The sequence below is a fragment of the Megasphaera sp. An286 genome (assembly GCF_002163455.1).
Taxonomy (GTDB): Bacteria; Bacillota; Negativicutes; order Veillonellales; family Megasphaeraceae; genus Megasphaera; species Megasphaera stantonii.
In genome coordinates, this window is sequence record NZ_NFIY01000016.1 from 20,697 (window position 1) to 32,973 (window position 12,277).

Genomic DNA, 12,277 nt, shown 5'->3' on the forward strand with positions numbered 1-12,277 from the left:
GTAACGGGAGGCTGTTTACCCGTCGGGAAATGCGTCGCTACAAATTAGTTTTTGCTGTTGTAGTCGTTCATGACGGCAATGAGGTCAAGAACCTTGTTGGAATAGCCGATTTCGTTGTCATACCAGGAAACGACTTTTACGAATGTATCTGTCAAAGCGATGCCGGCTTTCGCGTCGAAAATAGACGTGAGCGTGCAGCCGAGGAAGTCCGACGATACGACGGCGTCTTCCGTGTAGCCGAGGATGCCTTTCAGTTCGCCTTCGGAAGCTTTCTTCATAGCGGCGCAGATTTCATCGTACGTAGCCGGTTTTGCCAGGTTGACCGTGAGGTCGACAACGGAAACGTCCAGCGTCGGAACGCGCATGGACATGCCTGTCAATTTGCCGTTCAATTCAGGAATAACTTTGCCTACGGCTTTCGCTGCGCCCGTGGAGGACGGAATGATGTTGCCAGCTGCAGCACGGCCGCCGCGCCAGTCTTTCAGGGACGGGCCGTCGACAGTTTTCTGCGTAGCCGTCGTGGAATGTACCGTCGTCATGAGGCCTTCTTTAACGCCGAACGCGTCATTGAGGACCTTGGCGATCGGAGCCAGGCAGTTTGTCGTGCAGGAAGCGTTGGAAACGATCGTCTGGCCTTTGTATGTATCGGTGTTTACGCCGCATACGAACATATCAGCCTGACGGCCGTCTTCGCCCTGTTTGGAAGGAGCGGACAGAACGACGTATTTAGCGCCGGCCTGGAGGTGTTTTTCAGCCAAATCCATGGTGAGGAAGCGGCCTGTCGATTCGACGACGTATTCAGCGCCGACTTCGTCCCATTTGAGGTTTGCCGGATCCATTTCAGCCGTTACGCGGATAGCTTTGCCGTTTACGATAAGGCGGCTGTTTTCAACGTCGGCTTCAATCGTGCCGTCGAACTGGCCATGCATCGTGTCATATTTGAGCATGTATGCCATGTAGTCTACAGGGCAGAGGTCGTTGATGCCTACGATTTCGATATCGTCGCGAGTCTGGGCAGCGCGGAAAACAAAGCGTCCAATACGGCCAAAACCATTAATACCAACTTTAATCATTGTCGATACACTCCTTTTTACAAAACCTATTCAAATTGACTAACTCGTTTAATTCACCTTACACCCATAGTATGCCACACTGGGTACATTTTTGCAATAGCTTGGGCGAAATTTGTCCCGATATTTTTTTCACCGTAATTATTGCAGCCCAGCCCTGGCCGCCGCCAAGCCGACATACTCTTTTATAGCCAGGCAGGAATCGGCCAGCACGCTGGCCTGGGGAACAAAGGAATAGAGAGATATTCCCGTTCCGGCGCGGTAATCGCAAGGATACGGCGTGATGTCCAGGCCTTCGCGGCGGAACAAATAGGCCGCCCGCTCCATATGAAAGGCACTGGTCACGACGATAGGGCGACGCCAGCCGTTGGCCTCGCAGATGGCTTTGGAAAAAGCGGCGTTCTCCGCCGTATTGCGGCTCTCTTCATCAGTATAAATCATAGATTCCGCCGCACCCAGGGACAGCAGCATGCGCTTGGCGACGGCGCTCTCACTGGCGTCGTCGGGCATCACCTTCCCGCCGGACAGCAGCAGCGGAAGGCCGAGGGCACGATGCAGGCGCAGGGCCGTTAAAAACCGATTGGCCGCAGCGCCGCTCAGCTGTCCTTCTCCATCTACATCGGGCACGCCGGCTAGCACTCCGCCGCCCAGCATAATGATGACGTCGCCGTCCAGCGCCTGCGCCGCAGGCTGCTCATACTGCTGTTCCAGAGGCCGCAGCAGCCAATTTGACACCGGCGCAATCGACAAGGCGTACAATACGAGAACGACGGCGGCCAGCCATTTGACGCCTGCCGACTGGCGGCGCCGCTGATACGCGGCAAGAAGCCCCAGGGCCAGGACAATGCCGCCCAGCGGCAGCAGCCATGAATAGATCCATTTGACAATATATAACAAAGGGCCGTCCCCTTTCCTTTAAGCATTTTATTAGAATACGCTTTTTAACACATTTATTATAGCATAAATTACGTATTTTTCCCGTAAAGCCTCCGTAAAAATCAACATATTTTCTGCAACTAGTATATATTTTATTTGCAAATCTTTCAAGACTCTTTGCCGCATACTCTTTCTGTTTCGCCGCCTTGTCAAAAATAAAGAATTGTCAGAACCCATAGGGTATGATATACTATATGAATCCATGGGGATGTAAAGGTTTCGACGTGGATGGTTGTATCATGAATAGCGAGCCGGCGTTTCATCAGGCCGCAAAACGGTGAACCTTTAAATTAAACGCAAAAGAACAAAACTTTGCTTTAGCTGCCTAATCGCGGCTAACGTCTCTTGCTGCTAATCCTGCGGGCAGTTTGCAGACGTCACTTAGCGGGATACCCTGCGGCATGGGTCTGGCCGCCGCAGTGGGAAACTCACAGGCTGGAACAGCGTAGTTTGTCCTTGTACGACAACTGTTTGAGACAATAAAACAAGGTCTGCGCTCGGAGAAGTTCATGGGGCGGCATTTACGGACAGGAGTTCGACTCTCCTCATCTCCACCATACCAAAAAAGCTGATTACGGGGATCATACACTGTAATCAGCTTTTTTATTTTCCTATTTTGATTATTTTACGACCTCATAGGGCCAGTCCATGATGCCGCCGATGCTGTAGACGTTGGTATAGCCCTGTTCTGTCAGCGCCGCTGCCGCGCGGCCGGCGCGCTTGCCGCTGCGGCAATATACGAAGATTTCCGCGTTTTTATCCGGCAGGACCTTGGCGACGGAATCAGCCTTCGCTTCAATCTGCTCTACCGGCAGCAGCACGGCGGAAGGAATATGGCCTGCCACATATTCTTCCTGAGTGCGCACGTCGACGACGACGAGATTTGTCTGCTGATCCATCTGCAGCTTTGCTTCTTGCGGCGTCAGCGTCCGATACGGGACGGCTGCCGCTGCCGCAGAAGCCGCGTTTAGCCCATCAGCGGCAAGGCAGGCCGAGGCCGCTGAAAATGCTGCGATAGCAATACATACCAATAGTTTTTTCATGTTCATCACTCCTTGTGCATCAATATATCTATTATTATAAAAAGTATAAAATTACTATGTCAACGGCAAAACGGCTCCTTCTCATCAGATACGCCGATACCGCACTGCGCAGTTACGCCCGTTGCCGCCATGCAAAATGTTTGTCGACCTCTTTCCTCCCATTGCCAGCATCATGGTATCGGTCCATCCTACTAAAAACACGACCAGTGGAACTTCGCTTCGCAGCCGTCTCAGGAAACTATCGACGCAACGCGCGCATTGCCGCGCAGCATCAAAAATTTACGGAATTCAGACAAATATCTTCATTGCCAAGAATAAAAAAATAGGCTACTCTTAATATATACAAAAGGTATGTATTAAGAGGAGGTTATTATTATGGATCGATCCGATATGATGTACGTAATGTACGATAAGAAAGGCCCGAAAGTAGCGGAAAACTTTGCTAAGCGCGGATTTGAAGCCTATTACTGTCCCACCAAGGAAGAAGCGCTGCAAAAAGCGCTGGCCCTCATTCCGGCAGACCACGTCGTGTCCTGGGGCGGTTCCGTTTCTATTAACGAAATCGGCCTGCGGCCCTATGTGCTGGAGCACTACCAGGTCATCGACCGTGACGCCGCCGGCTCGCCGGAGGAACGAGTCGAGCTGATGCGCAAGGCTCTGCTCTGCGACACCTTCATCATGGGAACGAACGCCGCAACAGAAGACGGCCAGCTCTATAATATCGACGGCAACGGAAACCGCGTCGCCGCTCTGGTATACGGCCCGAAACAGGTCGTCGTCATCGTCGGCATGAACAAGGTCGCGCCGACCATGGAAGACGCCGTCGTCCGGGCCCGCACAGTGGCCGCTCCCATTAACAAACAGCGCTTCGCCGCTCCGACGCCGTGCATCGTCACGGGCATGTGTGCCGACTGCAACAGCGAAGGCAGCATTTGCAACCAATTCGTCCGCACGCGCCGCTGCAGCCCAGCCGGCCGCATCAAAGTCATTCTCGTCGGAGAAAACCTCGGGTTTTAATTATCCTGCGTCCCTTTGGATGCTGCAAGCCGCCATGTCATTGCACATGGCGGCTTTTTTATATTCCCTGCTAGCATACCTATGACAAATGCGTATACCTCCTTTTTTATCCATGCCATTTATGAATCGTATTATGTATTGATTAATTCTATAAATCTATAGTAGAATATAGTTATTGTTTTCACGAATAGTTTTTCATTTTTATCTATGCGAATAACGAATGAAACTATATTTTAAGCGTGAAACGCATTCCTATCTCTCCTTATTTAAGGGAAAAATTTCACATACTATAAGAAAGGATGGAACGTATTATGCTAACCTTCGTATTAGCCTTGTCTCCTATTTTATGGCTCATCGTTTCTCTGGGATTTCTCAAAATGCAAAGTTTTAAGGCCTGTCCTATTGCCTTGCTCCTCTCCTTTGCCGTAGCGCTTTGGTATTATCATCTGCCGGCGCTCCATGCCGGCACGGCGGCTTTAGAAGGCGTCGCATTAGCTTGCTGGCCTATCTTATTAGTCATCATCGCCGCTATTTTTACATATAATTTGACGTTATATACAAAATCCATGGACATTGTAAAACACATGCTGACGACGGTAAGCAAAGACCAGCGCGTCCTGGCGCTGCTCATCGGCTGGGGATTCGGCGCGTTCATGGAAGGCATGGCCGGTTTCGGCACGGCTATTGCCATTCCGGCCAGCATGCTCGTCGCCATGGGCTTCAATCCTGTAAAGGCTATTTTGCTCTGCCTGATTGCCAATTCTGTACCGACGACATATGGTTCTATCGGCATCCCGGCCAGCACGCTGGCAAATTTGACCGGCCTGGACCCTGTCCAATTGTCTACTTACATCAGCTTGCAGCTCTTGCCTCTCAACATCATCTGTCCATTTCTCATGGTCATAATCGTCGGCGGCTCCATCAAGGCCTTAAAAGGCGTAACGCTGCTGACGCTGCTGTGCGGCTTGGGCCTGGCTGTGCCGGAACTGCTCATTTCAGCTGTTGCGGGTCCGGAGCTGGCCGTTATGATTTCATCTGTCGTCATCATGGGCATCATCGTCCTGTACTCCAAATACCGTCCTTCCCAGGATGAAACGTACCACATGGACATCCATCCGGCCCACGTACCCTTGCACGGCGGATTCTTAGCCTGCCTGCCCTTTATCCTCATCTTCGTCTTCCTTCTGCTGACTTCTAAATTCGTCCCTGTCATCAACGTTCCCTTAAGCGCTATCAAAACTTCCGTCGTCATATATACCGGCCCCGGCGCTTCTCCTTATACCTTCGTTTGGTTAGCTACGCCGGGCGTGCTTATTTTCCTGGCTGCATTTATCAGCGGATACATACAAAAGGCTTCATTCAGCGAAATGTTCTTTGTGCTGCTTCAAACGATCCGCGGCCTGCGCAATACGATCATCACCATTATCGCCGTTATCGCCACGGCTAAGGTCATGGGCTACAGCGGCATGACGTCGGATATCGCCAGCACGGCCGTCGACGTAACCGGCAACTTTTATCCCTTCATCGCTCCGATTATCGGCTCTGTCGGCACCTTTATTACCGGCTCCGGCACGTCGAGCAACGTATTATTCGGCAACTTGCAGACCGATGCCGCCAAAGCTATCGGCGCCAACGCGGCCTGGCTGGCAGCGGCAAATTCTGCCGGCACATGCGTCGGCAAGATGATCTCGCCGCAAAGCATCGCCATCGCCGTAGGCGCTATTTCCCTAGTAGGAAAAGACAGCGAAATCCTCAAAGCTATTATCAAAGTATACGTTCCGTACGCCATTATTTTAGGCTGTATCGTATATTTCGGACAACTCTTTATTAGCTAACTGAACAATACAAAAAAACGCATTCGCAGCAACCGTTGCGAATGCGTTTTTTATATGGCGTCTTATCTTAGAATCTTCACCCGTTCTTCTACAGGGACTTTTTGAATCGGCTTCGGAGCTTCCAACACCTGTCCGAAGGGCATCTGGGCGATGAGCTTCCACGATTCCGGCGCATGGACGAGCTGTTTTACTTCGTCGTCAATGAGGGGATTATAATGCTGTATATTTACGCCCAATCCCAAATCAGCCAGGGCCGTCCAGACAGCAAACTGCATCATGCCGTTAGCCTGCTGGGCCCAAACGGGAAAATTATCGGCGTACGTCGGAAATTGCCGGGCCAGGTCATCTACGATGGACGTGTCGTCAAAAAACAAGACTGTCCCATAGGCCGCGGCGAAGGAATGGATTTTTTGTTCTGTCGCGGCAAAATTGGCCGGCGGCACGATAGGACGCAGCGTATCCATCGTAATATCCCATATCCTGTCGTGCACGGCGCCGAGGGCCACGACGACCTTGCCGGACTGCATGTTGAATGCCGACGGGACCTCCCGTACCACCGTCTGAATCGTCTCTACAATCTGCCCTTCTGAAACGGGGATTTCTTTCCCCAAAGCATAATTCGTCCGTCTCTGCTTAACGGCATCTATAAAATTGGCCATGCCGATCATCTCCTATCATGATTTTCAAGCAATAATAATTATTCTTTACTATTGATTTCATCATATCATGGGAGACAGCATAAAACAACACTATGATAGTACATTTTACATGAAGATTTCTATGATTTGTCCGTTGCGGACCGGCTCGCTCCGCCGGAACGAAGCCATGCACTGCTCTGCCGTCCATTGCGGATGCTCATACGCCAGAAGGAAATTGCGTATAAACTGCGCATGAGTAAACAGGAGGATAAATTGCTCAGGCCGCCGCTGCAGGAGGCTTATCGTCGTCTGAATCCGCTCCATAAGCTGCCGGTAGCTTTCGGCGCCTTCGCCGTCGACATAGTCGGGGTCCAGCTTCCGCCAATAGGCGATGACCCGGGGACGCCGCTGGGCAAAGGTCGTGCCGACGCAGGTCGCCGGCGCCAGATACACAAATTCATGAATGCAGTCCCAAATCCCCGTATGGGCCTGTGGAAACCGTCCAATCGTCGGCATCGCCGTCTGCTGAGCCCGCAAAAAAGGAGACGTGACGATTAACTCGGGAGCCGACGGGATGGCAAGAGCCAGCTCCTGGGCCTGCTGAAGCCCCTTTTCCGACAACGGGATAGCCGCATGGTCCTGCGTCGGTTCGCCGGCATTGGCAATACTCTCGCCGTGCCGGATAAGCCAAATTTTTTTCATACGTATCACCAGCCTTTTCTTGTATGTATTGTACCATGAGAAGCCATAAAATGAAACGAGCTGCCGCGACACCTCGTGCATCGCGGCAGCTCCGTCGTCACAGATACTATACTCTAAGGATCGTCGAGTTATTTATCTGCTAATTCTTTATAGATTTCATACTTCTTCTTGGCAAATTCTTCGGCCTTGGCGAACAGTTCGTCGGCAATATCCGGGAAGGTCCGGGTCAAGGCAGCGTACCGCGTTTCACCCATGAGGTATTCGCGGAACGATTCCTTCGGTTCCTTCGAGTCGAGGATGAAGGGATTCTTGCCTTCTTTTTCCAGCGAGGGGTTGTACCGATACAGGTGCCAGTACCCACAGTCTACGGCCCGCTTCATTTCTTCCTGGGCGTTGCCCATGCCGCCGCGGATGCCGTGGTTGATGCACGGCGAGTAGGCGATGATGATGGAAGGCCCGTCGTAGGCTTCCGCTTCCTTGATGGCCTTGATAAGCTGGTTCGGATCGGCGCCGAGAGCGACCTGGGCGACGTAGATATGGCCGTACGTCATGAGCAGGCGTCCCAGATCCTTCTTGTTGAACTTGCGGCCCGACGCGGCGAACTGCGCCACTGCGCCGACAGGCGTAGCCTTGGACGACTGGCCGCCCGTATTGGAATATACTTCCGTGTCGACGAGCATGACATTCAGGTTGGCGTTCATAGCCATGACGTGATCCAAGCCGCCGTAGCCGATGTCGTAGGCCCAGCCGTCGCCGCCGTACATCCAAATCGTCTTTTTGATGATATGTTCTTTATGGGCTAAGATGTATTTCTGCAGATCGGCAGCTTCGCCGGTCAGTTCAGCTTCGCTCAGCGCTTTAATATATGCGCGGCTGATGCCTTCCGTGACTTCGCCTTCGTTTGCAACACCGATGGAGTCGAGCCATGCCTGAATCGCGTCGTGCAGCGCGCCGTCCGTCAGCGGCAGAAGCTGTTCCGATTTGATGCGGATATCGTCGCGCTGCTGCGTCATAGACAAGGACATGCCGAGGGCAAATTCAGCGTTGTCTTCAAATACGGAGTTGGACCAAGCCGGACCGAAGCCTTCACTGTTCGTCGTATAGGGAATGCTCGGCATCGCAGAGCCCCAGGCCTGGGTACATCCCGTCGCGTTGGCTACGAGCATGCGCGGCCCAAACAACTGGGTCAAAATCTTCATGTACGCCGTTTCCGCGCAGCCTGCGCAGGCGCCGGAGAACTCGAGGAGAGGCTGGTTGAACTGGCTGCCCTTGACGGAGAACTTATCGAGGCCCGTATCCTTCGGCGCAATCGTCTGGGCGTAATCCCAGTTTGCGCTTTCATGGCGCTGCGTGTCGAGAGGCTTCATGACCAGCGCTTTTTCCTTAGCCGGGCAGACGTTGACGCAGGTGCCGCAGCTGTAACAGTCGAGAGGCGATACCTGCATGCGGAATTCATACCCTTCCAGGCCTTTGCCGACAGCCTTCTTCGTCGTAAAACCGGCCGGAGCCGCCTTCTTTTCATCGGCCGTTACCAAGTACGGGCGGATGGCAGCGTGCGGGCAAACGAGAGCGCAGCGGTTGCACTGGATGCAGTTTTCAACGATCCATTCCGGCACGGTCGAAGCAATGCCTCTCTTTTCATATTTCGTCGAGCCCAAGGGATAGGAACCGTCGGCATACTGTACAAATTCGCTGACGGGAATCGTATCGCCCAGCTGGGCGTTCGCCGGTTCGACGATTTTCGTAATGAAATCGGGCAGGCCGCTTTCGGCTTTCGGCGGATCCGCCGGCAGGTCCTTCCAGCTTCCCGGCACGTCGACGGCGACGAGGCCCGTAATGCCCCGGTCCACGGCGGCCTGGTTCATGGAAATGACGGCTTCGCCCTTTGCCAGATACGTCTTGGCGATAGCTTCTTTCATGTAGCGGACGGCGTCTTCGATAGGCAGGATCTCCGTCAGCTTGAAGAAGGAAGCCTGCAGAACCGTATTGGTCCGGTTGCTGCCGAGGCCGATTTCTTCGGCGATCTTCGTCGCGTCAATCGTGTAGAAGCGCAGTCCCTTTTCGGCTATCTGCCGTTTTACCTTATTGCTCAGATGCTGGTCTAATTCTTCGGGGCTCCAGCTGCAGTTCAGCAGGAAAATGCCGCCGTCTTTTACTTCGCTGACGATGTCGTACGAATCCATGTACGCCTGTTTATGACATGCCAGGAAATCAGCCTGCTTGATGTAATAGGTTGAGCGGATTGGATTCTTGCCGAAGCGGAGATGGGATTTCGTCACGCCGCCCGATTTCTTCGTATCGTATTCAAAATAGGCCTGAACATACATATCCGTATTGTCGCCGATAATCTTGATGGAGTTTTTGTTCGCGCCAACTGTACCGTCCGAGCCGAAGCCCCAGAACTTGCAGCTTACCGTGCCCTGGTCGTCAATCTGAATGGGTACGTCCGGCAAGGACAGGTGCGTTACGTCGTCGATGATGCCCAAGGTGAAGTGCTTCTTCGGCTGCAGCGATTCCATATTGCGGAATACGGCGTGAATCGACGCCGGCGGCACGTCCTTGGACGACAAGCCGTAGCGGCAGGCCATGATAGGAATGTAGCGTCCCGTATGTTCTACAGCAGCGCAGACGTCTTCAAACAGCGGTTCGCCTAAGGCGCCCGGTTCCTTCGTCCGGTCCATAACGGTAATGGAGCGAACGGTTTCCGGCAAAGCCTGCATGAAGTGTTCCAGCGAGAAGGGGCGGAACAGGTGTACCTGCACGTAGCCGACCTTCTTGCCCTGGGCATTCAGCGAATCTACGACCTCCTGAATCGCACCGGTAACGGAACCCATGGCGACGACGACGTGCTCTGCTTCCGGATCGCCGTAGTAGTTGAATAATTTATACGTACGGCCTGTCAGCTCGCTGATCTTGTCCATATAGTCTTCTACAATGTACGGAAGGCGGTCGTACCAGGAGTTATTGGCTTCGCGGGACTGGAAGAACATGTCCGGGTTGGTGACGGTGCTGCGGATGACCGGATGTTCCGGATTTAAGCCGTGATGCTTGAAGTCATACAGGGCGTCTTGATCAATCAGCTTTTTCAATTCGTCTTCCGGCAGCATGCTGATTTTCTGGATTTCATGAGACGTGCGGAAGCCGTCGAAGAAGTGCATAAAGGGAACGTGCCCCTTAATCGCCGACAAATGAGCCACTGCCGCCAAATCGGCGCATTCCTGCACGCTGGCGCTGCACAGCATGGCCCAGCCCGTATTGCGGCAGCCCATGACGTCGGAATGGTCGCCGAAAATAGACATGGTATGAGTCCCGACCGTACGGGCCGCCACGTGGAGGACGACGGGCTTCAATTCGCCCGATAAGCGGTGCATGACAGGAATCATGAGCATGAGGCCCTGAGACGCCGTAAAGGACGAACACAGGCTGCCCGTTTCCGACGCGCCGTGAACGGCGCCGATAGCGCCGGCTTCGGACTGCATTTCTACCAGCCTGACCGGCTGGCCAAACAAATTCTTTCTTCCGTTAGCCGCCCATACGTCGACATGCTCCGCCATGGGAGACGACGGCGTAATAGGATAAATCGTAGCTACTTCCGTAAAAGCGTATGCTACATCAGCCGTTGCTTCATTTCCATCTACGGTTTTAATAATCTGCTTAATCATATAGTACACTCCTTTTCTGATAAACAGCCTCACAATAGATTTCGCGAAATTCGTATAACGTTTAACTTAATTACAGTATAATCTCATTTATTATAAAAGTCAAGCATAGGACATTTGCGTTTTATACATGCATAAGCATAAAAAATGCGCTTTCCTTCACATAAAGAAAAGCGCATTTTTTATGCTTATGAAATTAATACCAGCGAGTCATGGGCAATTCGTTGTTGACGCCCTTGGTCATCAGCACTTGATGCAGGTCGATGTTGCCGATGTAAAACGCCGCGGCGCAGCCGCAGAGATACAAATCCCACATGCGGACAAATTCTTCGCCCCGTTCGGCTGCAACCTGATCATGGACCTTCTGGAAATTATCATACCAGCACATGAGGGTCTTGTAATAGTGACGGCGCAGGCTTTCGACGTCGATGACCCGGAAATCGCAGTTGTAGGCAACGTTGATGATTTCACGCAGCGACGGCAAGGTACCGCCGGGGAAAATGTACTTGCGCATCCAGGGATTGCCGACGCTTTCGTCGAGGCCGCTGATGTAATGGAGAAGGAACAAGCCGCCGTCCTTCAGCAGGTGATCCGCCGTTTCCATGTAGATGGAATAATTGGAACGTCCTACATGTTCCAGCATGCCGACGCTGACGATGCGGTCATAAGTCCGGCCTTCTTTAATCAGGTCGCGGTAGTCGATCAGGTCGATTTGCACCTGCCCCTGCAGTCCCAGTGCTTCAATGCGTTCCTGCCCCTTTTTCCACTGTTCGTGGCTCAGCGTGCAGCCATAGCCCTTTACGCCGTATTTCTGCGCCGCTTCGATGAGCAGGTAGCCCCAGCCGCAGCCGATGTCGAGGAGGCTCATGCCCGGCTGCAGATGCAGCTTTTCCAAAATATAGTGGACCTTATTGTGCTGGGCCTGTTCGAGCGTATCGTCTTCCTGCTTGAAATAAGCGCAGGAATAGCTCATGGACGGGTCAAGCCATAATTGATAAAAATCGTTGCCCAAATCGTAGTGAGACGAAACCTGCTGCTTCTGATAGGACTTAGATTCCGGCGTATATAAAATCCGCTTCAGCGCGCTCTTGTCCAGGGAAAACTGGCTGGTCTGGCTCAAAATGCACTGCAGGGCCGTGAACAAATCGCCTTCGATTTCCAAGTCCTTGCGCATATACGCTTCGCCCAAGGCCAGGGACGTAGAGGACAGCAGCTCGCGCTTGGGAATATCCTTATGAATGACGACGTTAAATAAGGGCTGACCGCTGCCAATGGTATACTTTTTATCATGCAGTTCTACTGTAAAGCAGTACTTGTCAAACCGATGTAAATAATGAATTAAAAACGTATCCAAAATATGCATTTCTTCCACCTCAC

General features: G+C 52.5%; 9 protein-coding genes and 1 other RNA gene. 3 read left to right on the forward strand and 7 right to left on the reverse strand.

The window, feature by feature from the left end:
- Positions 1-44: 44 nt before the first annotated feature.
- Both gap and B5F80_RS08115 read right to left on the reverse strand, forming a co-directional pair.
- Positions 45-1,073 carry a type I glyceraldehyde-3-phosphate dehydrogenase gene (gene gap, locus B5F80_RS08110; protein ID WP_087478325.1) on the reverse strand — a complete coding sequence of 343 codons (1,029 nt, stop codon included), beginning with the start codon at positions 1,071-1,073 and terminating at the stop codon, positions 45-47.
- A 138-nt stretch (positions 1,074-1,211) separates the two neighbouring features.
- The gene (locus tag B5F80_RS08115; RefSeq protein WP_087478326.1) at positions 1,212-1,967 is read right to left on the reverse strand and encodes a YdcF family protein; all 756 of its coding nucleotides are present in this window, start codon (positions 1,965-1,967) and stop codon (positions 1,212-1,214) included.
- A gap of 243 nt (positions 1,968-2,210) precedes the next feature.
- Here B5F80_RS08115 and ssrA point away from each other — a divergent pair.
- Positions 2,211-2,563, forward strand: a transfer-messenger RNA (tmRNA) gene (gene ssrA, locus B5F80_RS08120).
- 63 nt (positions 2,564-2,626) lie between these two features.
- Here the strand turns inward: ssrA and B5F80_RS08125 are convergent.
- A complete protein-coding gene (locus tag B5F80_RS08125; protein ID WP_204246372.1) occupies positions 2,627-3,049 on the reverse strand; it encodes a rhodanese-like domain-containing protein in 423 nt (140 codons plus the stop codon).
- Between the two features lie 375 nt (positions 3,050-3,424).
- On the opposite strand from B5F80_RS08125, the gene B5F80_RS08130 reads away from it, so the two are divergent.
- On the forward strand, positions 3,425-4,066 hold the full coding sequence (locus B5F80_RS08130) for a lactate utilization protein (protein ID WP_087478328.1): 642 nt from the start codon (positions 3,425-3,427) through the stop codon (positions 4,064-4,066).
- Positions 4,067-4,377: 311 nt separating this feature from the next.
- Entirely contained in the window at positions 4,378-5,901 is a 1,524-nt protein-coding gene (locus B5F80_RS08135) for a lactate permease LctP family transporter (protein ID WP_087478329.1), read from the forward strand.
- Positions 5,902-5,963: 62 nt separating this feature from the next.
- Here the strand turns inward: B5F80_RS08135 and B5F80_RS08140 are convergent, their stop codons facing one another.
- The 4 genes from B5F80_RS08140 to B5F80_RS08155 form a co-directional block, all read right to left on the reverse strand.
- Positions 5,964-6,560: a nitroreductase family protein gene (locus B5F80_RS08140; protein ID WP_198643554.1), complete on the reverse strand. Its 597-nt coding sequence runs from the start codon at positions 6,558-6,560 to the stop codon at positions 5,964-5,966.
- A 105-nt stretch (positions 6,561-6,665) separates the two neighbouring features.
- Entirely contained in the window at positions 6,666-7,241 is a 576-nt protein-coding gene (locus tag B5F80_RS08145; protein ID WP_087478330.1) for a histidine phosphatase family protein, read from the reverse strand.
- 128 nt (positions 7,242-7,369) lie between these two features.
- A complete protein-coding gene (gene nifJ / locus B5F80_RS08150) occupies positions 7,370-10,903 on the reverse strand; it encodes a pyruvate:ferredoxin (flavodoxin) oxidoreductase (RefSeq protein WP_087478331.1) in 3,534 nt (1,177 codons plus the stop codon).
- Between the two features lie 193 nt (positions 10,904-11,096).
- A complete protein-coding gene (locus tag B5F80_RS08155) occupies positions 11,097-12,263 on the reverse strand; it encodes a class I SAM-dependent methyltransferase (RefSeq protein WP_087478332.1) in 1,167 nt (388 codons plus the stop codon).
- Between the last annotated feature and the right edge of the window lie 14 nt (positions 12,264-12,277).